This is a genomic window from Polaromonas sp. A23 (genome assembly GCF_002001015.1).
Lineage (GTDB): Bacteria > Pseudomonadota > Gammaproteobacteria > Burkholderiales > Burkholderiaceae_C > Polaromonas.
This window is the reverse complement of the sequence record NZ_MUNO01000035.1, coordinates 1-24,287: the sequence shown is the minus strand read 5'-3', so window position 1 is coordinate 24,287 and position 24,287 is coordinate 1. Positions and strand designations below refer to the sequence as shown.

At 63.0% G+C, this 24,287-nt stretch carries 24 protein-coding genes; 15 read left to right on the top strand and 9 right to left on the bottom strand.

What is annotated here, in order from left to right; all coding sequences use genetic code 11:
• Window positions 1-135 precede the first annotated feature (135 nt).
• Together argF and B0B52_RS16945 are read right to left on the bottom strand one after the other, a co-directional pair.
• On the bottom strand, window positions 136-1,071 hold the full coding sequence (argF, locus tag B0B52_RS16950) for an ornithine carbamoyltransferase (protein WP_077594848.1): 936 nt from the start codon (window positions 1,069-1,071) through the stop codon (window positions 136-138).
• Window positions 1,068-2,291: an aspartate aminotransferase family protein gene (locus B0B52_RS16945; protein WP_077594847.1), complete on the bottom strand. Its 1,224-nt coding sequence runs from the start codon at window positions 2,289-2,291 to the stop codon at window positions 1,068-1,070. Before B0B52_RS16945 ends, argF begins: the two co-directional genes overlap by 4 nt.
• A gap of 234 nt (window positions 2,292-2,525) precedes the next feature.
• On the opposite strand from B0B52_RS16945, the gene B0B52_RS16940 reads away from it, so the two are divergent.
• On the top strand, window positions 2,526-2,843 hold the full coding sequence (locus B0B52_RS16940) for a DUF3579 domain-containing protein (RefSeq protein WP_077594846.1): 318 nt from the start codon (window positions 2,526-2,528) through the stop codon (window positions 2,841-2,843).
• Between the two features lie 135 nt (window positions 2,844-2,978).
• On the opposite strand, the gene rpsT is transcribed toward B0B52_RS16940, so the two are convergent.
• A complete protein-coding gene (rpsT, locus tag B0B52_RS16935) occupies window positions 2,979-3,287 on the bottom strand; it encodes a 30S ribosomal protein S20 (RefSeq protein ID WP_077594845.1) in 309 nt (102 codons plus the stop codon).
• 317 nt (window positions 3,288-3,604) lie between these two features.
• On the opposite strand from rpsT, the gene murJ reads away from it, so the two are divergent.
• Window positions 3,605-5,170, top strand: coding sequence for a murein biosynthesis integral membrane protein MurJ (gene murJ / locus B0B52_RS16930; RefSeq protein WP_077594844.1), 1,566 nt, complete (start codon window positions 3,605-3,607; stop codon window positions 5,168-5,170).
• Window positions 5,171-5,225: 55 nt separating this feature from the next.
• Entirely contained in the window at window positions 5,226-6,077 is an 852-nt protein-coding gene (locus tag B0B52_RS16925; RefSeq protein WP_077594843.1) for a SirB1 family protein, read from the top strand.
• A gap of 147 nt (window positions 6,078-6,224) precedes the next feature.
• Here the strand turns inward: B0B52_RS16925 and B0B52_RS16920 are convergent, their stop codons facing one another.
• The 3 genes from B0B52_RS16920 to purM all read right to left on the bottom strand — a co-directional run bounded on the left by B0B52_RS16920 (window position 6,225) and on the right by purM (window position 9,583).
• Window positions 6,225-7,157: a ParA family protein gene (locus tag B0B52_RS16920; protein ID WP_077594842.1), complete on the bottom strand. Its 933-nt coding sequence runs from the start codon at window positions 7,155-7,157 to the stop codon at window positions 6,225-6,227.
• 110 nt (window positions 7,158-7,267) lie between these two features.
• Window positions 7,268-8,494: an MFS transporter gene (locus tag B0B52_RS16915; RefSeq protein ID WP_077594841.1), complete on the bottom strand. Its 1,227-nt coding sequence runs from the start codon at window positions 8,492-8,494 to the stop codon at window positions 7,268-7,270.
• Between the two features lie 48 nt (window positions 8,495-8,542).
• Window positions 8,543-9,583: a phosphoribosylformylglycinamidine cyclo-ligase gene (gene purM, locus B0B52_RS16910; RefSeq protein WP_077594840.1), complete on the bottom strand. Its 1,041-nt coding sequence runs from the start codon at window positions 9,581-9,583 to the stop codon at window positions 8,543-8,545.
• A gap of 116 nt (window positions 9,584-9,699) precedes the next feature.
• Here purM and B0B52_RS16905 point away from each other — a divergent pair, with 116 nt between their 5' ends.
• From B0B52_RS16905 to folK, 5 genes are all read left to right on the top strand, one after another.
• Complete coding sequence (locus B0B52_RS16905; protein WP_077594839.1) at window positions 9,700-10,770, top strand: AI-2E family transporter; 1,071 nt, start codon at window positions 9,700-9,702, stop codon at window positions 10,768-10,770.
• A 159-nt stretch (window positions 10,771-10,929) separates the two neighbouring features.
• Window positions 10,930-11,616 (top strand): DnaA regulatory inactivator Hda, encoded by a 687-nt coding sequence (gene hda / locus B0B52_RS16900; protein WP_077594838.1) that lies wholly within the window; start codon window positions 10,930-10,932, stop codon window positions 11,614-11,616.
• Window positions 11,613-12,302 carry an HAD family phosphatase gene (locus tag B0B52_RS16895; protein ID WP_077594837.1) on the top strand — a complete coding sequence of 230 codons (690 nt, stop codon included), beginning with the start codon at window positions 11,613-11,615 and terminating at the stop codon, window positions 12,300-12,302. The genes hda and B0B52_RS16895 overlap by 4 nt, the downstream gene beginning before the upstream one ends.
• 62 nt (window positions 12,303-12,364) lie before the next feature.
• Window positions 12,365-13,966 carry a polynucleotide adenylyltransferase PcnB gene (gene pcnB / locus B0B52_RS16890; RefSeq protein WP_077594836.1) on the top strand — a complete coding sequence of 534 codons (1,602 nt, stop codon included), beginning with the start codon at window positions 12,365-12,367 and terminating at the stop codon, window positions 13,964-13,966.
• 8 nt (window positions 13,967-13,974) lie between these two features.
• Window positions 13,975-14,502, top strand: coding sequence for a 2-amino-4-hydroxy-6-hydroxymethyldihydropteridine diphosphokinase (folK, locus tag B0B52_RS16885; RefSeq protein WP_077594835.1), 528 nt, complete (start codon window positions 13,975-13,977; stop codon window positions 14,500-14,502).
• Window positions 14,503-14,509: 7 nt separating this feature from the next.
• Here folK and pdxH read toward each other — a convergent pair whose 3' ends face one another.
• Window positions 14,510-15,157 (bottom strand): pyridoxamine 5'-phosphate oxidase, encoded by a 648-nt coding sequence (gene pdxH, locus B0B52_RS16880; RefSeq protein ID WP_077594834.1) that lies wholly within the window; start codon window positions 15,155-15,157, stop codon window positions 14,510-14,512.
• Window positions 15,158-15,249: 92 nt separating this feature from the next.
• On the opposite strand from pdxH, the gene B0B52_RS16875 reads away from it, so the two are divergent.
• The 4 genes from B0B52_RS16875 to B0B52_RS16860 all read left to right on the top strand — a co-directional run bounded on the left by B0B52_RS16875 (window position 15,250) and on the right by B0B52_RS16860 (window position 19,254).
• The gene (locus tag B0B52_RS16875) at window positions 15,250-15,822 is read left to right on the top strand and encodes a TetR/AcrR family transcriptional regulator (RefSeq protein WP_077594833.1); all 573 of its coding nucleotides are present in this window, start codon (window positions 15,250-15,252) and stop codon (window positions 15,820-15,822) included.
• Window positions 15,823-15,941: 119 nt separating this feature from the next.
• On the top strand, window positions 15,942-16,400 hold the full coding sequence (locus B0B52_RS16870) for a (2Fe-2S)-binding protein (protein ID WP_077594832.1): 459 nt from the start codon (window positions 15,942-15,944) through the stop codon (window positions 16,398-16,400).
• Between the two features lie 11 nt (window positions 16,401-16,411).
• Window positions 16,412-18,691 carry a xanthine dehydrogenase family protein molybdopterin-binding subunit gene (locus B0B52_RS16865; RefSeq protein ID WP_077594831.1) on the top strand — a complete coding sequence of 760 codons (2,280 nt, stop codon included), beginning with the start codon at window positions 16,412-16,414 and terminating at the stop codon, window positions 18,689-18,691.
• On the top strand, window positions 18,691-19,254 hold the full coding sequence (locus B0B52_RS16860) for an NTP transferase domain-containing protein (protein ID WP_077594830.1): 564 nt from the start codon (window positions 18,691-18,693) through the stop codon (window positions 19,252-19,254). Before B0B52_RS16865 ends, B0B52_RS16860 begins: the two co-directional genes overlap by 1 nt.
• A 111-nt stretch (window positions 19,255-19,365) precedes the next feature.
• On the opposite strand, the gene B0B52_RS16855 is transcribed toward B0B52_RS16860, so the two are convergent.
• Both B0B52_RS16855 and B0B52_RS16850 read right to left on the bottom strand, forming a co-directional pair.
• Window positions 19,366-19,875 (bottom strand): superoxide dismutase family protein, encoded by a 510-nt coding sequence (locus B0B52_RS16855; protein ID WP_077594829.1) that lies wholly within the window; start codon window positions 19,873-19,875, stop codon window positions 19,366-19,368.
• Window positions 19,876-19,918: 43 nt separating this feature from the next.
• Entirely contained in the window at window positions 19,919-20,545 is a 627-nt protein-coding gene (locus B0B52_RS16850) for a gamma-glutamylcyclotransferase (RefSeq protein ID WP_371327407.1), read from the bottom strand.
• Window positions 20,546-20,645: 100 nt separating this feature from the next.
• On the opposite strand from B0B52_RS16850, the gene B0B52_RS16845 reads away from it, so the two are divergent.
• The 3 genes from B0B52_RS16845 (at window position 20,646) to eda (ending at window position 23,822) form a co-directional block, all read left to right on the top strand.
• Entirely contained in the window at window positions 20,646-21,206 is a 561-nt protein-coding gene (locus B0B52_RS16845) for an OmpA family protein (RefSeq protein ID WP_077594850.1), read from the top strand.
• A 151-nt stretch (window positions 21,207-21,357) separates the two neighbouring features.
• The gene (gene edd, locus B0B52_RS16840) at window positions 21,358-23,178 is read left to right on the top strand and encodes a phosphogluconate dehydratase (protein ID WP_077594827.1); all 1,821 of its coding nucleotides are present in this window, start codon (window positions 21,358-21,360) and stop codon (window positions 23,176-23,178) included.
• The gene (gene eda, locus B0B52_RS16835) at window positions 23,169-23,822 is read left to right on the top strand and encodes a bifunctional 4-hydroxy-2-oxoglutarate aldolase/2-dehydro-3-deoxy-phosphogluconate aldolase (protein ID WP_174575505.1); all 654 of its coding nucleotides are present in this window, start codon (window positions 23,169-23,171) and stop codon (window positions 23,820-23,822) included. The genes edd and eda overlap by 10 nt, the downstream gene beginning before the upstream one ends.
• The last annotated feature ends 465 nt before the right edge of the window (window positions 23,823-24,287 follow it).

The window sequence follows — 24,287 nt, the reverse complement described above, 5'->3', positions numbered from 1 at the left end:
GCACACGCGGCCAAATGAAGTCCCCCTCCATCGCCCAGCGGGGCGAGGGAGGGGTTAGGGGTGGGAGTGGGGAGTTGCGCCTACTGTCCTGAACGAACCGCGGACGGAGCGTGATGCAGAATCAGCAGGCGAGCGTCAGGCGATTTTGCCGAGCAGCAGAAACTCCATCAGGGCTTTCTGCGCATGCAAGCGGTTTTCCGCTTCGTCCCACACCACCGACTGCGGGCCGTCAATCACTTCGGCCTCAACCTCTTCGCCACGGTGTGCCGGCAGGCAGTGCATAAACAGCGCATCAGGTTTGGCTGCCTTCATCATGTCGGCGTCAACGCACCAGTCGGCAAAAGCTTTTTTGCGTGCTTCGTTCTCGGCTTCATAGCCCATGCTCGTCCATACGTCGGTGGTCACCAGGTCGGCGCCGGCGCAGGCCTGCATCGGGTCCTTGAACACCTTGTAGCTGTCGGCCGAGCGGATACCGGCCACCGACTGGTCGACTTCGTAACCGCTGGGTGTGCTCAGGTGAACCTTGAAGCCCAGGATTTCGCTGGCTTGCAGCCAGGTGTTGGCCATGTTGTTGCCGTCACCGACCCATGCGACTGTCTTGCCCTTGATGCTGCCGCGGTGTTCGATGTAGGTGAAGATGTCGGCCAGGATCTGGCAGGGGTGAAATTCATTCGTCAGCCCGTTGATCACCGGCACGCGTGAATGCTCGGCAAACTGCTCGATTTTGGTCTGCTCATAGGTGCGGATCATCACCAGGTCAACCATGCGGCTGATCACCTTGGCGCTGTCCTGAATCGGCTCGGCGCGGCCCAGCTGGCTGTCGCCTGTGGTCAGGTGCACCACGCTGCCGCCGAGCTGGTACATGCCGGCTTCGAAACTCACACGCGTGCGGGTTGAGGCCTTTTCAAAAATCATGGCCAGCGTGCGGTCTACCAGCGGTTGGTGTTTTTCGTAGGCCTTGAACTTCTTCTTGATCAGGGCGGCGCGTTCAAAAACATAGGCGTACTCGGCGGCATTGAAGTCGCTGAACTGCAGGTAATGACGGATGGCCGGTTTTACTGGTGCAGTCATGGCTTTTCCGCCAGCAACTGTTTGATCAACGGGCACAAAATGGCCACGATTTCATCGGCCTCGGCTTCCGTGATGATCAGGGGCGGCACCAAGCGGATCACGCTGTCGGCCGTCACACTGAGCAGCAACCCTTTGTCGGCGGCGCGCTTGAGCAGCTCACTGCAGGGCTTGGCCAGGTCGATGCCCAGCATCAGGCCCAGACCACGGATTTCCTTGACGGCGCCTGATTTCAGCTCGGCGGCCAGCTCGCGGCTGAGGGCGGACTTCAGATGTGCGCCGACCTTGGCTGCATTGGCCAGCAGGCCTTCTTCTTCCATGATCTTGATGGTTTCCACCCCGGCGCGCATGGCCAGCGGGTTGCCGCCGAAGGTGGTGCCGTGGTTGCCGGGACCAAAGATGTGGGCAGCTTTCGGGCCGGCCACGACCGCGCCAATCGGCACGCCCGAACCCAGGCCCTTGGCCAGCGGCATCACGTCCGGCTTGATACCGGCCCACTGATGGGCAAACCACTTGCCGGTGCGGCCCATGCCGCACTGCACTTCGTCGATCATGAGCAACCAGTCGTTCTGGTCGCAGAGGGCTCGCACCTGCCGCAGGTAGTCGGCGTTCATCGGGTTGATGCCGCCTTCGCCCTGGATGGCTTCAAAAAACACAGCCACAACGTTCGGGTTGTTGGCCGTGGCGGCTTCCAGTGCTGGCACGTCGTTGAGCGGCACCCGGATGAACCCTTCAACCAATGGGCCGAAACCGGCCTGCACTTTGGGGTTGCCGGTGGCGCTCAGGGTGGCGATGCTGCGGCCGTGGAAGGCTTTTTCATAAACCACGATCTCAGGCCGTTCAATGCCCTTGTCGTGGCCAAACTTGCGCGCCAGCTTCAGGGCGGCTTCGTTGGCTTCCAGGCCGGTGGAGCAGAAAAACACGTTTTCCAGGCCCGACAGCTCCACCAGCTTGGCGGCCAGCACTTCCTGGTTGGGCACATGGTAGTAGTTGGAGCTGTGGATGATCTTGGCAATCTGGTCCTGCAGGGCGGGCACCAGTTTCGGATGGTTGTGGCCCAGGGTGTTGACCGCAATGCCGCCGAGCCCGTCCAGGTATTCCTTGCCGTTGACATCCCAGACGCGGCAGCCCTGGCCATGTGACAAGGCTATCGGCAGGCGGCCGTAGGTGTTCATCACGTGGGGGGAGACGGCTTCGATGTGTTTGGGAAGGGCAGCGGTCATTGGGAAAACTCCGGAAACGAGGTCAAAAAACAAGAGGCCGCGACGCATGGCCGGCGGGTCTGAGTTGATTTTAGGCCCAGACCTTCAGGCCTTTCGTGACGATGTTGCATCACAGCCATGCACGGCAGTTCTGGCGCTTCGTTTGGGTTTGAGTCTTATATAAGATAGAATACTTGTGCGGTGCAGCATTGGGGCTCCATCCTTGCTCCGGGCACGCAAAAAACCTTCCACCCGATGGTCTCCAACTCCGCCAAAGAAGTCTTCATTCAAGGCATTACCCGCGACGGCAAAACCTTTCGTCCCAGCGACTGGGCCGACCGGCTGTGCGGTGTGATGAGCCAGTTCCGCCCCGGCGGACCGCAGCCTGGAAGCCATTTGACCTACTCCCCATGGTGCGTACCGACGGTGATCAATGGCGTCAAGTGTGTGGTGGTCAACAGCGACTTGCGTGACGCCGAGCCGATGGCTTGGGACTTTGCGATCAACTTTGCCAAAGACAATGATCTGCAGATCGCGGAGGCTTGTTTAATTCCGGATTCGCCCAAGCGCTGACGGATTGGATCTGCTGAAGCGGGAAACAAAAAAGCCGTCAAAAGACGGCTTTTTTGCTTTGCTGGCAGCGCACCCTGCAGAACGGCGGACTGTTACCAGTCCGGGCGGGTTGCCTGATTGCTCAGGCGGTGGGTTTTACGCGGCGGGAGTGGCCAGGGCGAGTGCCTTGACCTTGGTGGACAGGCGGCTCTTGTCGCGAGCTGCCTTGTTCTTGTGGAAGATGCCCTTGTCGGCAATCGTGTCCACAATGCTCTGCGCCTTGGCGAAGAGTTCGGTGGCTTTGGTCTTGTCGCCGGCGGCGACAGCTTTTTCGACGTTTTTCACAGCGGTGCGGTATTTCGAGCGCAGCGAAGTGTTGGCGGCATTGAGTTTGGTGTCCTGGCGGACGCGTTTGCGGCCGGAGGCCAGACGGGGGTTCTTTTTCTTGGGTTTGGCGGTAGCCATATAAGTGTTCCTTTAAAAGAGGAAGGGTCTGCGGATGATGCTAGCAAAGCCCACGATTATAGCAGCCATCGCTTGAGCCCCCACGGTCGTTCACTTCGTGTAACTCCCTGCCCCCCGAGGGGGCCGCCCCGCCTGCGGCCCGGCGAAGCCGGTTCCGCGTCTCGGACTGGACTGGGAGCCCGTGGACCTTTTGACGCGCCGGTATTTTTCAAGCAGGGGCCGCGGGTCTGGCTTTGCCTGCCCGCAGGCGCAGCGCCCCCTCGGGGGGGGCAGCGCAGTACGCGAAGCGACAAGCGTGGGGGCCTTAAACTCCCACCGTGTCACTTTTCAAATCCGCGTCCACCGTTTCCCTGTTCACGCTGGTTTCCAGGATCACCGGTCTGGCGCGGGAGCTGTTGATGGCTGCCACCTTCGGTGCAAGCGCCATGACGGACGCGTTCAACGTCGCTTTCCGCATCCCCAATCTCTTCCGGCGCCTGTTTGCCGAGGGCGCCTTCAGCCAGGCTTTTGTGCCGGTGCTGGCCGCCAGCAAGGCACAAAACGGCGAGGCGGCCACACAGATCCTGGTCAACCGGGTCGCCACCTTGCTGGCCTGGGCGCTGCTGTTGACCTGCGTGATCGGGGTGGCTGCTGCGCCGGTGCTGGTCTGGGTGATGGCCAGCGGCCTCAAGCAGGAGCCGCGCGGCTTTGAGGCAGCCGTTTTCATGACCCGCTGGATGTTCCCCTACATCGGCTTCATGTCGCTGGTGGCGCTGTCGGCCGGCATTTTGAACACCTGGAAGCGCTTTGCCGTACCTGCGGCCACGCCGGTGCTTCTGAATCTTTCCATGATTGGCGCGGCCTGGCTGGGCGCTCCGTGGTTCCAGGCCAGGGGGATTGAGCCGATTTATGCCATGGGCGCCGGCGTGATGATTGGCGGTGCATTGCAGCTCGCGGTGCAGGTGCCGGCGCTGCTCAGAATCGGAATGCTGCCGCGCATGGGTTTGGGCTGGACCGCCATCCGCACCGCCTGGGCCGACCCCGGAACCCGCAATATCGGCAAGCTGATGCTGCCGGCCCTGCTGGGCGTCAGCGTGGCGCATATTTCCACCATCATCAACACCCAGATTGCGTCGCACCTCACGCCGGGCAGCGTGAGCTGGCTGACTTACGCGGACCGGCTGATGGAGTTTCCCACCGCCATGCTGGGCGTGGCCATCGGGGTGGTGCTGATGCCGCAGCTGGCCGCGGCCCGGGCGGCGGGCGACTCCGACGCCTATTCGGCCATGCTGGACTGGGGCCTGCGCATTGTGGTGCTGCTGGCCGTGCCCAGCGCCGTGGCCTTGCTGACTTTTGCCCAGCCGCTGGTTGCCACGCTGTACCACTATGGCGCGTTCACCGACCGGGACGTGTACCAGACCACCACGGCGCTCATGGGTTACGGCGCCGGGTTGGTGGGGCTGGTGGCCATCAAGGTGCTGGCGCCCGGTTTTTACGCCAGCCAGGACATCAAGACCCCGGTGCGCATTGCCTTGGTGGTGCTGGTGATCACACAGTTGCTCAACCTGGCGCTGGTGCCGTCCCTGAAGCACGCCGGACTGGCGCTGGCCATCGGCATAGGCGCGCTCATCAATGCCTTGTGGCTGCTGATTGGCCTGCGCAAGCGCGGCAGTTACCAGCCGGCGCCGGGCTGGGGCATGTTTGCGCTGCAGGTGCTGGCGGCAAGCGCGTTGCTGGCCGTGTTTCTGTTATGGGCCGCCCAGGCCGTCAGCTGGACCGGGCTGCAGGCAGAATCATTTAAGCGAATTGGGCTGCTGGCCCTTGTGTTGCTTGCATCAGCTGCTATTTATTTCGGAGCGCTTTGGGCTTCCGGCCTGAAAGTCGCAAAGCTGATACGCCGCTGACGGTTTTCACGACCCGGCACTCGCTTCGGCCGGCAGTTTGTGAGAAAGTAGCGTCATGCCCCTCAATCTCGACGTTCCGTCGCCCCTGCAGTACTTTGCCAGCCTGGTGCAGAGCGACGATCATTTCCCGCTGTTGGAGGCGGCGGTCAGCGTGGCCCAGGACGAGTACCCCGATCTTGACGTCGAGCAGGTGCTGGGCGATGTAGACCAGCTGCTGGCGCGCCTGAAACGCCGCTTGCCGACCGACGCCTCGGCCCTGCAGCGCTTGCGGGCGCTCAACCAGTTCTTTTTTCGCGACCTGAACTTCGGCGGCAACATCAATGACTATTACGACCCTGACAACAGCTACCTGAACGCGGTGCTGAAAACCCGCCGAGGCATCCCGATCACGCTGGCGGTGCTCTGGCTTGAACTGGCCGGCGGCATGGGCCTGAGCGCCCGTGGCGTGGCGTTTCCGGGCCATTTCATGGTCAAGGTCAACTTGCCCAAGGGCCAGGTGGTGATCGACCCTTTCACTGGACAGTCATTGAGCCGGGAGGAGCTGGCCGAGCGACTGGAGCCCTTTCGCCAGCGCGGTGGCCTGGTGGATGAATTCGAGGTACCGATTGGGCTGTATCTGCAATCGGTACCCTCGCGCGACATCATTGCCCGCATGCTGCGCAACCTCAAGGAAATCCACAAAACCCAGCAGGACTGGCTGCGGTTGATTGCCGTGCAGGACCGACTGATCATCCTGCACCCGGAAGAATGGTCGGAGTACCGCGACCGTGGGCTGGCGTTGGCCGAGCAAGGTGAGACCGGGCGAGCGGTACCGGATCTTGAGATCTACCTCGACCATGCGGAAGACGCCCTGGACCTGGACGCCATTGCCGACCGTCTGGCCCGCCTGAAGCGACAGAAAAGCTGAGCCGGATGGCCAGCAGGCCGACGCATCACGCAATCGCAGAGGATCTTTTTCAAGTAGGGGCCGCGGATCTGGCTCTGCCAGTCCGCAGGCGCAGCGCCCCCTCGGGGGCAGAGAGCTACACGAAGTGAGCGAACGTGGGGGCTCTATTCAAGCGTTGCGCTTGAGAAACTGGGGAATTTGCGGCCCGTCGGCTGTGCGTGTTGGCCGGGCCAGGGTGGGTGTGGCCTTTGCGCGCGTGGCGGTTGGGTCGGCTCGGCCGGCGCTTAGCGCGGACAGGCGTCCGCCCTGAACCATGGATTCCTGGGCTGGCATGAGGCTGTTCGGCAAGGCCCCCAGCCGTCTGGAAACCACTTCCGCGGGCATGTTCACCGGTGAGGCTGCTTTTTGCGGTGCCAGGCTGCGGGCCGGCGGACGCAGGACGTTGGTTCCGTCATTGGCGGCCTGCGGCGGGTAAAGCTGGGGTTTGAGCCATTGAAGGATGGGCGCCCACTGCGCCAGATCCGCTGCGGCTTGCTGGGCCTGCAAGTCAAAAATCGTCAGGCCGCGCTCCAGGCTTTTGACATACAGCTGGGTTTCGCGCAGCGGACCCAGAAAAGGCACGCCAAGCTTTTCGGCCCAGGCATCCAGGGTGTGGGCGGCATTGGTGCGCGCATCAATGCGCATACCCACAATGGCCAGCCGGCATCGCCCGCTGGCCACGCGTGGCATGGTCATCAGTTCAGCGTGGCAGGCTTCGGCTGATTCGCGGTCAAATATTGAATTGCACACCGGCATCACGATGGCATCGGCAAACATCACCACACGCGCCAGCTCAAAACCGTGCATGCCGCCCGGCGTGTCGAGCACCACGTGGGTAATGCCGGTGGGAACACGCAGCATGTTTTTCTGGTCCACCGCCCAAGGGGCGATGGCGGGCAGCGAGGCTTCGCGCCGCTTCAGCCAGGCGCGTGCCGATTGTTGGCGATCCACGTCACCCAGCATGACCGAGCTGCCATTGCGCGCGCACCAGGCCGCGATGTGGGCGGCCAGGGTGCTTTTGCCGCTGCCTCCTTTGCGGTTGACGACTGCGATGACCGGCATGAGAGCTCCATGGGGGATGAATGGAACAGTTTGATACAAGTTGAATAAAAAGTCCAGTACGCCCAATGGGTACACGCGCGGGTAGCTAGTTTTTTTGTAGCAAGAACGCCCTATTCAGGGGAGGCTACGGCTTCATCGCGGACCCGTGCCCCGCGCCAGTACCCCAGCAGCGCCAGCGCCGCCAGGCTGAAGATCGCGCCCGCGACAAAGGTCGCCGGGGCGCCCAGCTGGTCCCACAACACCCCGGCCACCGTGCTGGCCAGCAGCATGGCCAGGCCGCTCATGAGGTTGAAAAAACCAAAGGCGGTACCGCGCAGGTCGGCCGGAGCGGCGTCGGCCACCATGGTGGCCAGCAGGCCCTGGGTCATCGCCATGTGCAGGCCCCACAGGGCAATGCCGGCCCAAACAAAGGTCCAGTGGTTGCCTGAGGCCAGCACCACATCGGCGGCGATCAGCACCAGCAGTCCTGCGACCAGCAGCGTGGTGTGGCTCATCCGGTCCGACAGTTTGCCGAAGGGGTAGGCGCCCAGGGCATAAACGATGTTCATCCCGATCAGCACCAGCGGCGTCCACGCAATGGGCAGGCCACCCTGCAATGCGCGCAGCACGAGAAAGGCTTCGCTGAAACGCGCAAGGGTGAAGACGGCGCCAATCACGACCACGCGCCAGTAGGGCGCTCCCAGCCGCCGCAACTCGTTCCGGCTGATCGGGTTGCGGCGTGGCGCCGCGGCCTTGTCCAGCGCCGGCGCTGCTTCCTGAACGCCGAACAGCAGCAACGCCACCGCCATGAAACCCGGAACCATGGCGACCCAGAAAATCGCCCGGAAGTCGTTGGCCCAGAGCAGCATCAGGCCCATGGCGAGCAGCGGCCCGACAAAGGCGCCTACGGTGTCGAGCGACTGGCGCAGCCCGAAGGCCGCTCCGCGCATGCCGGGTGGGGCCAGATCAGCCACCAGCGCATCACGCGGCGCGCCGCGTATGCCTTTTCCTGTACGGTCGATCAGGCGGGCGGCCAGCACCATGCCGGTGGTGGTGGCCAGCGCAAACAGGGGTTTGGAGGCGGCGCCCAGGCCGTAACCCAGCACTGCCAGCGGTTTGCGCCGGCCCCAGTAGTCGCTGAGCACGCCCGAGAAGACCTTGACGATCAGGGCCGTGGCCTCGGCAAAACCTTCAATCAGGCCGACGGCCCACATGCTGGTGCCCAGCACCGTCACCATGAAGACGGGCAACAGGCTGTGGATCATCTCGGAGGAGATGTCCATCAGCAGGCTGACAAAACCCAGTGCCCAGATAGCGGCCGGAAGCCGTTGCGACGGGGCAGGAGGTATGCCGGGCATGGCGGCGTGATCCGTGCGGTCTGTGGCGCCCGTCCGGTGCCTTGCGCCCTAGCTGACGGTGACCGCGGCGCCGTCGCCCTGAGGCGCAATCACGCCGATTTCATAAACCTGCTCGCCGGCCTCGCGCAAGGTTTTGGCCGTGGCCTGGGCATGGGCGGCGTCCACCACCACCACCATGCCGATGCCGTTGTTGAAGGTGCGGTTCATCTCGAAATCGGAGATGGCCGCGGTTTTCTGAAGCCAGGCAAACAGCTCGGTCTGCGGCCAGCTGCCCTTTTTGAGATGGGCGGCAGTGCCTTCAGGCAGCACGCGGGGAATATTTTCCAGCAGGCCGCCGCCAGTGATGTGGGCCAGCGCCTTGATGGGATGGGCGGCCAGCGCGGCCAGCACGTTTTTGACGTAAAGGCGAGTGGGTTCCATCAGTGCTTCCTTGAACGGTTTGCCGTCCAAGGTGGCGGGCGTTGCGGCTCCTGCGCGATCTATGCATTTGCGCACCAGGCTGAAGCCATTGGAGTGCACGCCGCTGCTGGCGAGGCCCAGCACCACGTCACCGGGCTTGACGTCTTTGCCGGTGAGGATTTTTGACTTTTCCACCGCACCGACGGCGAAACCGGCCAGGTCGTACTCGCCAGCCGGGTACATGCCCGGCATTTCGGCAGTTTCGCCGCCAATCAGCGCGCAGCCGCTGAGCTCACAGCCTTTGGCGATACCGCCAACCACCGCCGCGGCGGTGTCTACATCGAGCTTGCCGCAGGCAAAGTAATCCAGGAAGAACAGCGGCTCGGCGCCCTGTACCAGCACGTCGTTGACGCTCATGGCGACCAGGTCGATGCCGACGGTGTCGTGCATCTGCCACTCAAACGCCAGCTTGAGCTTGGTGCCCACGCCGTCGGTGCCGCTGACCAAAACCGGCTCCTTGTAGCGCTTGGGCACCTCGAACAGTGCGCCAAAGCCGCCGATACCGGCCAGCACGCCTTCCCGCATGGTTTTTTTTGCCAGGGGTTTGATGCGTTCAACCAGGGCGTCGCCCGCGTCAATGTCGACACCGGCGTCTTTGTAGCTCAGGGGGGAGGGGGAGGAGGTAGTCATGCTGCTTGGGTAAGGGAGGCTGAGGCGTTGGACTGCACAGTACTAACTAATATGTAATGTGCAAGCCCGATAGAATCCAATCCAAGATTCTAAGGGTTCACCCCTGTCAGGGCTGCATGCAATTTACTTCTACCCAAAAACGTACCTTTGCGTGGTGCCTGATAGCCGCGCTGGCAGTGCTGGCGCTGTGGTTGCTTGGGCCTGTGCTCACGCCCTTTGTGGTGGCGTCGGTACTCGCCTATGTTCTCAATCCGGTGGTGAACCGGCTTGATGCCCTGGGCCGCGGCCGGATGCCCCGCGTGTTGGCGGTTCTGATCGTGGAGGCCTTGTTCCTGCTGATCCTGCTGTCGGTCATGTTGCTGATCGTGCCGATTTTCGCCAAGGAACTGCCGCTGCTGCGCGAGCAGTTGCCGCTGCTGGCCGCCCGCATCAACAATGCACTGGGGCCATGGCTCGCGCAATTCGGCATCACGCTGGCGCTGGATGTTGAAAGCATCAAGGCTTTTGTCGTCAAGTACCTCAGCGCCAATTTTGAAGATACAGCCGGTTCCGTCCTGTCATCGCTGAAGCTGGGCGGCAGTGTGGCTTTGGCCATTGTGGGCAATATGGTGCTGATACCGGTGGCGTTGTTTTTCCTGCTCAACGACTGGGACCGTTTTGTAAAAATCGTGGTCGATCTGGTGCCGCCAAAACTGCGGGGCGCGTTTGACAGTTTCATGGACGAGGCCGACATGGTGCTGGGGCAGTATTTGCGCGGACAGCTGCTCGTCATGGGCGTGCTGGCGGTGTATTTCAGTGTCGCGCTGGCCCTGTTCGGGTTTGATCTGGCCCTTCCGGTGGGCGTATTCACCGGGCTGGCCTTCTTCATTCCCTACCTCGGCTTCGGTCTGGGCATGCTGCTGGCGTTTCTGGCGGGAATCCTCCAGTTTGGCAGTCTGTATGGCGTGTTCGTAGTGGCCGGGGTATATGGCGTAGGCCAACTGGTCGAGAGTTTGTACCTGACCCCCCGACTGGTCGGTGAACGCATCGGCCTGCACCCCTTGGCCGTTATTTTTGCCCTGCTGGCTTTTGGGCAAGTGTTCGGCTTCCTCGGTGTGCTGATTGCCTTGCCCGCCAGTGCGGTGCTGCTCGTGGCCATTCGCCGCCTGCGTGCCAGCTATATGCTGAGCAAGCTGTACCAAAATTGATATGGCCCCCACGCTTGTCACTTCGCGAGCCTTCGGCGGTGCGCCGCCCCTTGCACCAAGAGGAGGGGCCGCTGCGCCTGTGGCCCGGCTGAGCGGGTTCCGCGGCCCCTGCTTGAAGGGGATGCCACCACGTTCGAGCCTCGCATCGGGGGTGCAGAAATGAAGCAGATTGCCTTGGACATCGGGTTGGCGTCGCTTCCGTCGTTTACCAATTTTTTTGCGGGACCCAACGAAGCTGCGCTCAAACACCTGGAATTGTGGGCCGGCAACAGTCTGCGCTCGCCAGTGCCCACTTACTTGTGGGGCGAACCTGGCAGCGGCAAGACTCATTTGCTCAAGGCGGTTAACGAAGTGCTGCGGGAGCAGGGTGCTTCGGTGGGCTGGCTGGATGCTTCGGTGCTGGAGCCGCCCGATTTCAGCGAAAAGTGGGCGGCGGTGATCATGGACGATTGCCACCTGTACACCGCCGTGCAGCAGCAGGCAGCTTTCAACTGGTTCGTCAATGCGCTCAACGCTTCCGACGGGCATCCCCGCTGGGTTCTGGCTGCCGGCGGCGCGCCGCCCGCCGACCTGCCCCTGCGCGAAGACCTGCGCACCCGCCTGGGCTGGGGCCACGTGTTTGCGCTGCAGGCTCTGACCGAGCCCGAACGCCGTGCCGTTTTGCGCCAGGAGGCGGATGCGCGGGGCGTGTTCCTCAGCGATGACGCCATGGATTTCATCCTGAGCCGATTTTCCCGGGACCTCGGCAACCTGATGCAACTGCTGGATCAACTGGATGCCTATGCGCTGCAAACCCAGCGCGCGATCACCATCCCGTTGATCAAATCGATGTTGGAGACCCTGTGACCTCTACCCCGGCCGCAGCCAGGCGCCGCATTGCCTTTTTTGACCTCGACCACACCCTGATCCCCATCGATTCCGACTACGAGTGGGGCGAGTTCACGATTGCGCTGGGCTGGTGCGATGGTGAGGAGTTCAAGCGCCGCAATGCTGAATTTTTTGCCCATTACCAGGCAGGAACCCTCGACATCCATGACTATGTACGCTTTGCCACACAGGCCATCCGGGAACAAGGTGCTACGAATTCGATAGCTGCTCACGCCCGTTTCATGAGGGAAATCGTGCAAAAAGGCATCAAGGATCCGGCCTTGACGCTGGTTCGCCGGCACCAGGCGGCAGGCGACGACACGGTGATCGTCACAGCCACCAACGAATTCGTGACACGGCCCATCGCCGACAGCTTCGGAATAGCCGAATTGATTGCGGTTGAGCTTGAGCGCGACGCCGACGGCTGGCCCACCGGTGAGATCCGCGGCACGCCTTCGTTCCGTGAGGGCAAGGTCGCGCGGGTCGAGCAGTGGCTGAAAGGCCGCGGACTCGATTGGGAGGCGGTGGAAAGCACTTTTTACAGCGATTCCATGAACGACCTGCCTTTGCTGGAAAAAGTCACGCACCCGGTGGCCACCAACCCCGACGACCGCCTGCGGGCGGTCGCCACGGAGCGCGGATGGCGCATACTTGAGCTGTTCTAACTGCCGGAGGCCGTGCCCCTTGCCCTGCAAGCGCGGCCAGCCCGGCAAAATCTCCTGATTCAATGATCAAAAAATTTATCGACAAGCTGTTCGGCAAGTCTGCCAGCCCCGCCAGCGGTGCCAAGCGTTCCAAAAAATCAGTTTTCGGCGAACGCCGCGAAGTCGGCCCCCAGGACCATGCGATCAATCCCAAGCTGGTCGATGACCGCGCGATGGACGTGGTGCACACCCTCAAACAGGCGGGTTACGAAGCCTACATCGTTGGCGGTGCAGTGCGTGACCTGCTGGTCGGCCTGCGCCCGAAAGACTTTGACGTGGCCACCGACGCCACGCCCGAACAGGTCAAGAGCCTGTTTCGCCGCGCCTTCATCATCGGCCGGCGTTTTCGCATCGTCCACGTGATCTACGGCCGCGGCCGTGAACATGAAGTTATCGAAGTGTCGACCTTCCGTGCTCACCTCGACAGCAGCCTGGCCGAGCAGGTTGGCGGCAACGAGCGCACCAGCAAAAGCGAGCTGGCCGGCATGAAACACGCGGTGGATGCGTCGGGCCGCGTGCTGCGCGACAACGTCTGGGGCCCGATGGAAGAAGACGCCGCGCGGCGCGACTTCACCATCAACGCCATGTATTACGACCCGGAAACGCAGATCGTGGTCGACTACCACCACGGCATCCGTGACGCCAAGAAAAAAATCATCCGCATGATTGGCGATCCGGCCACGCGTTACCGCGAAGACCCGGTGCGCATCATCCGTGCCGTGCGTTTTGCCGCCAAGCTCAGCGCGCTGGGATTCAAGTTCGAAGACAAGACCATGGCCCCGCTGAAGTCCATGAAGGGCTTGCTGGCCGATGTGCCGCAGTCGCGCCTGTTCGACGAAATGCTCAAGCTGCTGCAGACCGGCCATTCGCTGGCCAGCATCGAACAGCTCAAATTCCTCGGCCTGAACACCGGCATCTATCCTTTGCTTGACGTGGTGGTGGACACCTCGGAAGAGCCTTTCCTGCAGCTGGCCCTGCTGGACACCGACCGCCGCGTTGGCGAAGGCAAACCAGTCGCCCCGAGCTTTTTGCTCTCGTGCGTGCTTTGGGCCGATGTGCGCGAAGGCTGGGCCCGGCGCCTCAAGCGCGGCGAGCACACCATGCCGGCGTTGCAAGACGCCATCGACGATGCCTTCAACGCCAAGATCGGCGATGTGTCGGGCCGTGGCAAGCTGGGCACCGATATGCGCGAGATCTGGACCATGCAGCCGCGCTTTGAAAAGCGCACCGGCAGCTCGCCTTATTCATTGCTGGACCAACCGCGCTTTCGCGCCGGTTTTGACTTTTTGCGCCTGCGTGCGCAAACCGGCGAAATCGAAACCGAGCTGTCCGAGTGGTGGGAAAAATTCAGCACAGCCTATGACGACGAGCGCCACGAGATGATCGAGCAGGCCAGGCTGGAGCAATCGCAAAAACCGCAGCAGCCACGCACCCGCGTCAAGCGGGCCGATGCAGATACCCCGCGCAGCGGCGACACCGGCCACGCACCGGCACCGTCTGCAGAGTCCGGCGAGTTCGGCGGACCGGCGCCCGCCAAAAAGCGCCGTCGCCGCCGCAAGCCGGCCAACCGCGAAGGGGGTGCGCTTCCTGCCAGCCCGCCTTCCGACGCTACCGGCGACTTCTGAGTTGACGCATGCGAGCGGGCGAACACAGTGATCGCTCGGAGCGGGTCACCGCCTACGTGGCGCTGGGCGCCAACCTCGGTGATGCCGCATCGGCCATCCTCCAGGCAATGCAGGCCCTGGACCGCCTGCCGCTGACACACGTCACCCGGCGCTCCAGCCTCTACAAAACCGAACCCATCACCACCGGCGGCGAAAGTGCCGCCCAGCTAACAGGCCCCGATTACGTCAATGCCGTGGTGGCGCTGGAGACGGGTTTGACCGCGCCCGTCCTGTTGCAACAGTTGCAACAACTCGAGCAGGCAGCTGGTCGCGAGCGGCCTTACCGCGATGCCCCGCGCACGTTGGACCTTGACCTGTTGCTCTACGGCAGTGCCCGCATCGAATCACACGAGCTGACAGTCCCACACCCGCGCATGGCGCAGCGGGCTTTTGTGTTGGTGCCGCTGGCGGAAATTGCGCCGGGGCTGGTGCCGCAGGCGCAGCTTGATGCGGTGGCCGATCAGGCCATCGAGCAGCTGGAAACCGGCGCGCCTTGACCTGTGTTCAGGGCGCCAGACGCTCGCGCAGCCAGCCGGCCTCGCCCTGCAGCGTGTAGCGCAGCCTGTCATGCAGCCGGCTTTGGCGGCCTTGCCAGAACTGCCAGTTGTCCGGTTTGAGGCGATAGCCGCCCCAGTGCGGCGGGCGCGGCGGCTGCAGCAGAAACTTCGCGCCATATTTGGCGGCATTGGCCACCAGCACGCCGCGGTTGGGAATGACCTGGCTTTGCGGGCTGGCCCAGGCGCCTATGCGTGAATCGAGCGGCCGGCTTTTGAAATAGTCGTCGCTTTCCTGCGCTGAAACTTTTTCCACCACACCTTCAATACGCACCACACGTTCCAGTTCCACCCAGTGAAACTGCAGGGCGGCAAAGGGGTTGGCGGCCAGCTCCTCGCCCTTGCGGCTGTCGTAATTGGTGTACCAGACAATGCCGCGCTCGTCATATCCCTTGATCAGCACAATGCGGGTCGAAGGGCGCCCATTGGCCGCCACGGTGGCCAGGGTCATGGCATTGGGTTCGGGCACCTCAGACGTGATGGCTTCCTTGAGCCACTGGTCGAATTGCTGGAGCGGGTCGGCGTGCGAGGCTTCTTCGTTGAGTTCAGCGCGTTCGTAGCTTTTGCGCAGGCTGGCGATGGAGTTGGGGGAGCTCATCTTTGCGATTGTGCACGGTCTGGTGTGGCCCTAAGGTCAGGAAAGGCCGCGGACTTGAAAGCGAATTATTATTCGGCTATATTCGAATTTCGATGAAACCCAAAGACGACGAAAAGCAGCGTGCGATTGCCGAGGCCACTTTCAATCTGGTGGCCCAAACCGGCCTGAGCGGCCTGACCATGGCTGACATCGCGAAGACGGCCGGCATCGCCACCAGCACGCTGTACGTCTATTACCCCTCCAAGGACGAACTCATCAGCCAGCTTTATCAGGATGCCAAAACCGCGACCATGCAGCGCCTGATGGAAGGGGTGCAAGTTGGCGCTCCATTGCGTAGCCGGGTGCGCCGCATCTGGGGCAATCTGCTGCGGCACCGGCTGGAGCGTTACGCCGAAGTGGTGTTCCAGGAGCAGTACTACAACTCACCCTGGTTCACTCAGGGCAACCGCGAACTTTCTACCCGGCTTGCCGCCGGCTTTCTGGCGCTCATGGAAGAGGGCCAGCAGCAGGAGATTTTCAAACCGGTGCCGCTGCCCCTGCTGACGGCCAGCGTGGTGGGTTCGGTACGCGAAACCGCCAACCTGATCCGCACCGGGGTGCTGCCAGACGACGAGGCCGTGCAGCTGGCTGCCTTTTCGCTGTGTTGGGACGCCATCAAGGCCTGACCGTTATGGATTCAAGCTAACACTCACCTAATTTAAGCGAATAAGAATTCGTCACCTTCCGTTCTTTCGTTCGTTCTTTTTTTGTTCCGCTACCGCTCATTCCTACAAGGAGATCCACGATGCCCACCCTGAACATCAACGGCAAAAACGTCGCTGTCGACGCCGCCGAATCCACCCCCATCCTCTGGGCCCTGCGTGACACGCTGGGCATGACAGGCACCAAGTTCGGCTGCGGTGCGGCCCTGTGCGGCGCCTGCACCGTGCATCTCAACGGCGCGCCCATCCGCTCCTGCGTGACGCCGGTGTCGGCAGCTGTCGGCCAGAAGATCACCACCATCGAAGCGGTGGCAACTGACCGCGTCGGCAAGGCCGTGCAGGCCGCCTGGGTCAAGCATGACGTGGCGCAGTGCGGTTACTGCCAGAGCGGGCAGGTGATGAGCGCGACGGCGCTGCTCAAGACCAAGCCCAAACCGACCGACGCAGACATCGACGCGGCCATGGCCGGCAACATCTGCCGCTGCGGCACTTACGTGCGCATCCGCGCTGCCATCAAAGACGCCGCCGTGACACTGGCTTGAAGGAGAACACCATGTACAACACCACTTCTTCCAATATCTTCGACCAGTTGCCAAAAGGTCTGCAAGCCCTTTATCTTCAAGGGCAGGATGCTCCTGAAAACGGAGCAACTGCCGGCCTGCAGCGGCGCAGCTTTCTCAAGGTCGCCACGGCCGGTGGTTTTGCGCTCGGCGCTTTTCCGCTGCTGGCACAAGCCCAGGGCGCAGCGCCTGCGGCGGCCGCATCCGGCCTGAAGCCAACCCAGCAGCCTTCCGCCTTTGTCCGCATCGACAAGGACGGCACGGTCACCGTCACCATCAACCGCCTCGATTTCGGCCAGGGCGTACAGACCGGCCTGCCCATGATCCTGGCCGAGGAACTTGACGCCGACTGGCGCCTGGTGAAGAGTCAGCACGGCAATGCAGACCCGGCCTATGTTGACCCGGCCTTCGGCATGCACCTCACCGGCGGCTCCGGCGCGATCAAGAATTCGTACACGCAGTACCGCGAACTCGGTGCCCGCACGCGCGCCATGCTGGTGTCTGCGGCCGCTGCGCAGTGGGGCGTGGATGCAGGCAGCCTGCGCACCCAGCAGGGTGTGGTGATCGGCCCCGGCGGCAAACGCTTGACTTACGGCGAGCTGGCCGAAGCCGCGATGAAGCAGCCAGTGCCGGAGCAGGTCACGCTCAAGGACCCGAAGCAGTTCCGCATCATCGGCAAGCCCACGGGCCGGCTCGATGCGCGTGCCAAATCCACCGGCAACCAGAGCTACGGTATTGACGTGCGCCTGCCCGGCATGCTGACAGCGGTGGTGGCGCACCCGCCGGTTTTTGCGGGCAAGGTCCGGTCGCTTGACGATGCGGCGGCCCGTGCCATTCCTGGCGTCAAGGCCGTGTTGCGTGTGCCGCTGGACCGCGGCGGCGAAGGCGTGGCGGTGCTGGCCGAGGGCTACTGGGCGGCTAAGCAGGGCCGTGATGCCCTCAAGGTCGAGTGGGACACCAGTGCTGTCGAGAAGGTGGACAGCGCCAAACAGCTGACCAGCTACCGCGCGCTGGCGCAAACCACGGGTGCCATCAAGTACAACGCCGATGTCGGCAAGCTGGCGGCGGCGCCGAAAAAAATCAGCGCCGAGTTTGTCTTTCCTTACCTGGCCCATGCGCCCATGGAGCCGCTCAATTGCACGGTGCAGTTCAGCGGGCAGGGCGCCGACACGCGCGCCGAGCTCTGGCTGGGCACGCAGATGCCCGGGCTGGACACCATGGCAGCGTCCAAGGTGCTGGGCGTGCCGCCGCAGAACGTGAAGATGAATGTGCAAATGGCGGGTGGTGGTTTCGGCCGCCGCGCCATTCCGAGCAGCGACTATGTGGTGGAGGCCTGCGCCGTTGCCAAAGCCGCGCGCGCTGCCGGCCTGAACGCCGCGGTGCGCACCTTGTGGAGCCGCGAGGATGACATCAAGGGCGGCTACTACCGGCCCATGCATGTACACCGTGCCGAGATCGGCCTGGATGCGCAGGGCAACATCCTCGCCTGGGACCATGTGATCGTCGGCCAGTCCATCGTGGGCGGCTCACCCTTTGAAGCCTTCATGGTCAAGGACGGGGTGGACACCACCATGGTCGAGGGCATGAAAGAGCCTTACGACATTCCAATGCGGCTGTCGGTGCATCACCCGAAGGTCAATGTGCCGGTGCTCTGGTGGCGCAGTGTCGGCTCCACCCACACGGCCTACGTGATGGAAACACTGATCGACGAGATTGCACGCGGCAGCGGCCAGGACCCGGTGGCTTACCGGATGAAGCAGTTCGGCAGCAAACACCCGCGCCACAGCACGGCGCTGCAGCTCGCGGTGGACAAATCCGGCTACGGCAAACGCACGCTGGCGGCAGGCCGGGCCTGGGGTGTGGCGGTGCACGAGTCCTTCAACACCGTGGTGGCCTACGTGGTCGAAGCCTCGGTCAAGGACAAGACGCCGGTGTTGCATGCGGTCACGGCCGGCGTGCACTGCAACCTGGCGATCAACCCGACCAGCATCGAGGCGCAAATCCAGGGCGCGGCATTGATGGGCCTGTCGATGTGCCTGCCGGGTGCGGCCATCACGCTGAAAGACGGCGTGGTCGAGCAAAGCAACTTCGGTGACTTCGCCGTGCCGCGCATCACCGACATGCCGACGGTCGCCGTGTTTGTGGTGCCCAGCGCCGACGCGCCCACCGGCATGGGCGAGCCCGGCCTGCCGCCGCTGGCGCCGGCCTTTGCCAATGCCGTGGCGCGGCTGACGGGGCAGGCTCCGCGCGAGCTGCCCTTCAAGCTGGCCTGATGGACGCAGCCCGGCCCAAAGCCGACTTGCCCACGGTGCTGGTGCTGGCGTCGGGCCGCGGTGAACGTTTCACCGCATCCGGCGGCAGCACGCACAAGCTGCAGGCCTTGCTGGCCGACAAGCCGGTGCTGCAACACACGCTGGCCGCCGTGGCGGCCAGCGGCTTGCCCTGGCACCTGGAGCAAGCTGGCCATCCCGGCATGGGTGACTCGATTGCAGCGGCCGTGCGCGCCACGCCTGACGCTGCGGGTTGGCTGGTGCTGCCTGGCGATCTGCCGCTGGTGCGCAGCGACACCCTGCGCGCCGTGGCCCAGGCGCTGGCGCAGCACGCTGTAGCGATTCCGCTGTACCAAGGCACGCGCGGCCACCCGGTCGGCTTTGCGGCTTCCTGCCGAGAAGACTTGCTGGGTTTGAAGGGAAATCAGGGTGCAGCCCTTGTTGTGCGGGCGCGAGAAGCTATCAATTCAGTAGCGTTTCTGGCGCTGGACGATGTCGGCACAGTGACCGATATCGACACCGTGGACGACCTGGCGCGGGCCGAAGCGTTGCTAGCCGCTCGTTGACCAAGCGGAGTTTTCATTCAAGCAGGGGCCGCGGATCTGGCTTCGCCAGTCCGCAGGCGCAGCGGCCCCCTCGGGGGGCAGGGAGCTACACGAAGTGAGCGACCGTGGGGGCTAACTTATGACCGCGCAGGCGAGGCGCGGCCCGGCGTTGCCGGTCGGCTGGGTTTTGTAGTCGTCCGGGTCGCGGTGAACAATCAGGCCTTTGCCGACGATGTTGGTAACGCCGCTGCCGACGGCAATGGTGCTTGATTCAAAACTGATTTTGGCCACGCCATTGGCGTCGGCTTTCAGGCTGGGCAGGTCGCCCGCGTGGTGCATGCCCATGCCGTGGTTGCCGTGCGGGCCGCCTGCCGGATTGAAGTGCCCGCCTGTGCTCATACCGTCGCCGCTCGAGCAATCCCCTTTTTCATGGACATGAAAACCGTGTTCGGCGCCAGGTTTGAGGCCGCGCACCTCTCCACTGACCAGAACCTTGCTGCCGCTCTGGACAAAACTGACGCTGCCGCTGGTGGTGTTGCCGGTGGTGGACTGCAGCTTGGCCGTGGCACGTGGGCTACCGCTCATGGAGGCGCACGCACCCAGCAAAGCAGCGGTGGCGATCAGGAACAAGGTTTTTTTCATCAGGGTCTCCGGGGGTGGATGTAAAAAGGAAAACCTTCTGACTTTATGCGCGCGGCTCGTCGCTGGCAACTTTCGTTTGTGACAATTCGAGTAATCGTGCAAGCGTGGCATCCGAAATGCCGTGTTTCTGCAGGCTCAGCAGCGTCTGGTGAGCGTAGTCACGCGTCGTGCCATAACGGCCGCAGGAGTCCGAAAAAATTTGCCGGTAACGCGCTTCACTGAGTTCACCGGTGAAGTTGGGGCTTCGCCGCGAAAGGGTGAAGGCCAGCGCCTGCACCGCGCCGGTGTCGGTATTGCAACGCAGCAGGCGCGGATCGTAAACGCCAGTGATCATTTCGCGCAGCCAGAGCCGGGCCACCACGTCGGGCACTTCATGCCGGGGCACCCGGTACACCACACCGTGGCAACTGCCACCCGATAGCAATGCGAAGACCAGCCCCGGACATTCGGGCGTACCGCGGTTGATGCGGCTCCACATCTTCAGCGCGCGATGCCAGCCGTGCACCCTGGCGCGCCGTTGCTCGGCAAAGTCGAAATCAGGCCGCCAGATCAGCGAGGCGTAGCCGAAAATCCAGAGGTCATCGCGGCCACCCCACTGGTGTAAAAAACGCTCCAGCATCGGGGCTGGGTCCCGCACAGGTTGCAGGTCGTTAAGGGGGTTTTCGTCCACGGCCACACTTTACAATGACCAGCGCAAACTGGCGAACACGCTGGTTATTCTCTTAGCCTTGACAGGCACGGCCGCCGGCTTTCACGGAGTCTTTCTTTACATGTCTTCCCCGTCAGATGATGAACAACAAGGCCTTGTGTTGGGCCTTGTTTTTTCCCTGGTTGCCCTGGTTGTCGGCTTCGTGCTTGCTGTTGCGTTGGCCAGGCCCTTTCCTGTGGGGCAGGTTGGCGTAGCCGAAGGTGCGGCCTCGCCGGCTGCCGCCGTAGCGGTGCCTGTAGCTGTACCGAGCCCCCCGGAGCCGGCACCGGCGCTCTCCGCGCAGGCGGTGTCCGATGCAGCCAGCATTACTGTGGAGTACGGCGTGGTCAAGTTCTACTTTGCCTCCGGCAAGGCGGAGCTGGCTCCGGGCGCAAGTGAGGCCCTGGTGGATGTCGTCCGGGCTGCCAAGGGTGGAAAAAAGGTAGTGATCGCCGGCTTTCACGACCCTAAGGGTAATGCCGCCGTGAATATCGAACTGGCCCGCAAGCGTGCGATGGCCGTGCGTGACGCGCTCAAAGAGGCCGGCGTTGCAGAGGGCCAGATCACGCTGCAAAAGCCCGAACAGACAGCCGGATCGGGCAATGACGCCGAAGCCCGACGGGTGGAGATCACCCTGCAGTAAGCCGCACTGCGTCAGCGCTTTTTGTCCCTCCGGGGTAACCGGTCTGTAACCACTTGCCTTTTCAAACCGTTGGTAACCCGGTACGATGGATGATGTAATAAAGTTACTAAACCATCATTTGCCGCCTTCTTTTTGGCGGCCAGAAAAAACAATGACGCTTCATTCCACCATCGCCGACGTCACCGCGCGTATCCGTGAACGCAGCCGCACCTCGCGCAGTGCCTATCTCCAGCGCCTTGACGGCGCGGCCACCCGCGCCGCCGGCGTTGAGCGCATGGGCTGCGCCAATGTGGCGCATGCCGTGGCCGGCATGCCGCTGGATGACCGCTTCAAGGTCGTTACCCAACGCGCGCCCAACATTGGCATCGTCACCGCCTACAACGACATGCTGTCTGCGCACACACCGCTGCAGCCTTACCCGGACCTCATCAAGTGGGAAGCGCGCTTGCACGGCGCCACGGCGCAGGTGGCCGGCGGCGTGCCCGCCATGTGCGACGGCGTGACGCAGGGCACGCCGGGCATGGAGCTCAGTTTGTTCAGCCGCGACGTGATTGCGATGGCTACGGCTGTTTCCCTCAGCCATGACATGTTCGATGCTGCGCTGATGCTGGGCGTGTGCGACAAGATCGTGCCGGGTCTGCTGATCGGTGCGCTGCATTTCGGCCACCTGCCCACGGTGTTTGTACCGGCCGGCCCCATGCCTTCAGGTTTGCCGAACAAGGAGAAAGCCCGCGTGCGCGAGCAAGCCGCACAGGGCCTGGTGGGGCGCGCCGAGCTGCTCGATGCCGAACTCAAGTCGTACCACAGCCCGGGCACCTGCACCTTTTACGGCACGGCCAACAGCAACCAGATGCTGCTCGAAGCCATGGGGCTGCATGTGCCCGGTACCGCTTTCGTAAACCCGGGTGGAAATCTGCGCGACGAACTGACCCGCGAGGCGGCGCGCACGGTGCTCGGGATTGTCAAATCGTCCAAGCGCTTTGCGCCCATAGGCCGGGTGGTTGATGAACGCGCGATCGTCAATGCCATGGTGGCGCTGCTGGCGACCGGTGGCTCCACCAACCACCTGATTCACTGGGTGGCGGTGGCGCGTTCGGCCGGCATCGTGATCGACTGGGACGATTTTTCCGCGCTGTCGGATGTGGTTCCCCTGCTGACTCATGTGTATCCCAACGGCAGTGCTGACGTGAACCAGTTTCAGGCGGCAGGCGGCACAGGTTTTGTGATTCGCGAGTTGCTTGACGGCGGCTTCATGCACGAGGACGTGCTCACCGTGCGCGAAGGCGGCATCCGCGAATACACGCGCGAGCCGGCGCTGGTGGACGGCAAGCTGGCCTGGCACGAGATGGGTGAAACCAAAGACGAGGCCGTGGTTCGCCCAGCGAGCCGCCCCTTCAGTCCCAGCGGTGGCCTCAAGCTCCTCAAGGGCAACCTGGGGCGGAGCGTGATCAAGGTGTCCGCCGTGCCTGACGACCGCCACGTCATCGAGGCGCCAGTCCGGGTGTTTGATTCGCAGGAAGGTTTGCACCTCGCATTCCAGGCCGGTGAGCTTGATTGCGATGTCGTGTGTGTGGTGCGCTGGCAGGGGCCGCAAGCCAACGGCATGCCCGAGCTGCACAAGTTAACGCCACCGCTTGCGGTGTTGCAAGGCAAGGGTTTCAAGGTGGCGCTGGTGACCGACGGACGCATGAGTGGTGCTTCCGGCAAGGTGCCTGCGGCGATTCACGTGTCGCCGGAAGCGGCAGCAGGCGGCGCACTCGCAAAGGTACGCGACGGTGATGTGATTTTGCTCGACGCTCTTGCAGGCACACTGGAGGTCAAGATTGCCGCTGATGAATGGGCATCACGGCAACCCGACGTGATGCCGCAAGCCCTGCGTGATGCCAATGGGCTGGGGCTGGGCCGTGAGCTGTTCGCTGGCATGCGCCGGCATGCATTGACTGCTGAAGAAGGAGCGCCGTCATGGATGTGAAGATCAATACCAAGCAGTCGCTGACGGCGCTGCAGATCATGCAGGATGCCGCGGTTATCCCCGTGATTGTGTTGACCGAAGTGGCGCACGCGGTGCCACTGGCACGTGCGCTGGTGGCCGGCGGCATCCGCATGCTGGAAGTAACCTTGCGCACGCCGCAGGCGCTGGCCTGCATCGAAGCCATCGCCCGCGAGGTGCCCGAGGCCGTGATCGGTGCCGGCACGGCGCGCAGCGCGGCCGATGTGCAGGCCTGCGCCATGGCCGGTGCACGCTTCATCGTCAGCCCCGGCTACACCCATGCAGTTGGCACCGCATGTCGCGATGCGCACCTGCCCTTGTTGCCCGGCGTTGCGACAGGCAGCGAGATCATGGCGGCGCAGGAAGACGGGTTTACCGAGCTCAAGTTTTTTCCGGCACTGCAGGCCGGCGGGCTGGCCATGCTCAAGGCCTGGAGCGGGCCGTTTGGTGACGTGAAGTTTTGTCCCACTGGCGGTATCACTGCTGCCAATGCGGCGGAGTTTCTGAGTCTGCCCAATGTGGTTTGTGTGGGGGGGTCCTGGCTGGTGCCGGCTGATGCGATGGCTAGTGGGGACTGGGGGCGGGTGACTGGGCTGGCGCGGCAGGCGAGTGAGTTACTGCGATAGTTGAGCTGATCCTGATTCGATAGAAATCTCGTGTTTGTCCAATGGATTCGGGTGCGAGCAGCTATTTAATTCATAGCGAATGCAACCCGCCCGTTCGGGCTGAGCTTGACCTGTCCTGAGCTTGCCGAAGCCTTCTTTGCCTCCTATGTTTGTGGTTTGCCAGCAAGCTGGGGGTTGCCCGGCGGCAACTTACTTTTCTTTTGCTTCGCCAAAAGAAAAGTAAGCAAAAGAAAAGGCGACCCTGCTGTCTGCGTCCCTCCGCTTCGCTACGGGCAACCTGCGGTGCTCGGCAAAAGCGGGGTCTCGCTCGAACTCGCCTTCGGCTCAGACAATCGCGAGCCCTGATCCGCTTTTGCCTCCGCTCCTCGGCGCATACAGAAGGGTGGGGAAATGGGGTGGGAGCGGAATCGGGAACAGATACGGGTGCGGATGCGGGGAGACCTGACGCGCGAAGCGCGTCAGGTC

Coding starts and splice junctions, on each gene's coding strand:
- argF (WP_077594848.1), bottom strand. CDS start 1,071: ATGACTGCACCAGTAAAACCGGCCATCCGTCATTACCTGCAGTTCAGC.
- B0B52_RS16945 (WP_077594847.1), bottom strand. CDS start 2,291: ATGACCGCTGCCCTTCCCAAACACATCGAAGCCGTCTCCCCCCACGTG.
- B0B52_RS16940 (WP_077594846.1), top strand. CDS start 2,526: ATGGTCTCCAACTCCGCCAAAGAAGTCTTCATTCAAGGCATTACCCGC.
- rpsT (WP_077594845.1), bottom strand. CDS start 3,287: ATGGCTACCGCCAAACCCAAGAAAAAGAACCCCCGTCTGGCCTCCGGC.
- B0B52_RS16925 (WP_077594843.1), top strand. CDS start 5,226: ATGCCCCTCAATCTCGACGTTCCGTCGCCCCTGCAGTACTTTGCCAGC.
- B0B52_RS16920 (WP_077594842.1), bottom strand. CDS start 7,157: ATGCCGGTCATCGCAGTCGTCAACCGCAAAGGAGGCAGCGGCAAAAGC.
- B0B52_RS16915 (WP_077594841.1), bottom strand. CDS start 8,494: ATGCCCGGCATACCTCCTGCCCCGTCGCAACGGCTTCCGGCCGCTATC.
- purM (WP_077594840.1), bottom strand. CDS start 9,583: ATGACTACCTCCTCCCCCTCCCCCCTGAGCTACAAAGACGCCGGTGTC.
- B0B52_RS16905 (WP_077594839.1), top strand. CDS start 9,700: ATGCAATTTACTTCTACCCAAAAACGTACCTTTGCGTGGTGCCTGATA.
- hda (WP_077594838.1), top strand. CDS start 10,930: ATGAAGCAGATTGCCTTGGACATCGGGTTGGCGTCGCTTCCGTCGTTT.
- pcnB (WP_077594836.1), top strand. CDS start 12,365: ATGATCAAAAAATTTATCGACAAGCTGTTCGGCAAGTCTGCCAGCCCC.
- folK (WP_077594835.1), top strand. CDS start 13,975: ATGCGAGCGGGCGAACACAGTGATCGCTCGGAGCGGGTCACCGCCTAC.
- pdxH (WP_077594834.1), bottom strand. CDS start 15,157: ATGAGCTCCCCCAACTCCATCGCCAGCCTGCGCAAAAGCTACGAACGC.
- B0B52_RS16875 (WP_077594833.1), top strand. CDS start 15,250: ATGAAACCCAAAGACGACGAAAAGCAGCGTGCGATTGCCGAGGCCACT.
- B0B52_RS16870 (WP_077594832.1), top strand. CDS start 15,942: ATGCCCACCCTGAACATCAACGGCAAAAACGTCGCTGTCGACGCCGCC.
- B0B52_RS16865 (WP_077594831.1), top strand. CDS start 16,412: ATGTACAACACCACTTCTTCCAATATCTTCGACCAGTTGCCAAAAGGT.
- B0B52_RS16860 (WP_077594830.1), top strand. CDS start 18,691: ATGGACGCAGCCCGGCCCAAAGCCGACTTGCCCACGGTGCTGGTGCTG.
- B0B52_RS16855 (WP_077594829.1), bottom strand. CDS start 19,875: ATGAAAAAAACCTTGTTCCTGATCGCCACCGCTGCTTTGCTGGGTGCG.
- B0B52_RS16845 (WP_077594850.1), top strand. CDS start 20,646: ATGTCTTCCCCGTCAGATGATGAACAACAAGGCCTTGTGTTGGGCCTT.
- edd (WP_077594827.1), top strand. CDS start 21,358: ATGACGCTTCATTCCACCATCGCCGACGTCACCGCGCGTATCCGTGAA.
- eda (WP_174575505.1), top strand. CDS start 23,169: ATGGATGTGAAGATCAATACCAAGCAGTCGCTGACGGCGCTGCAGATC.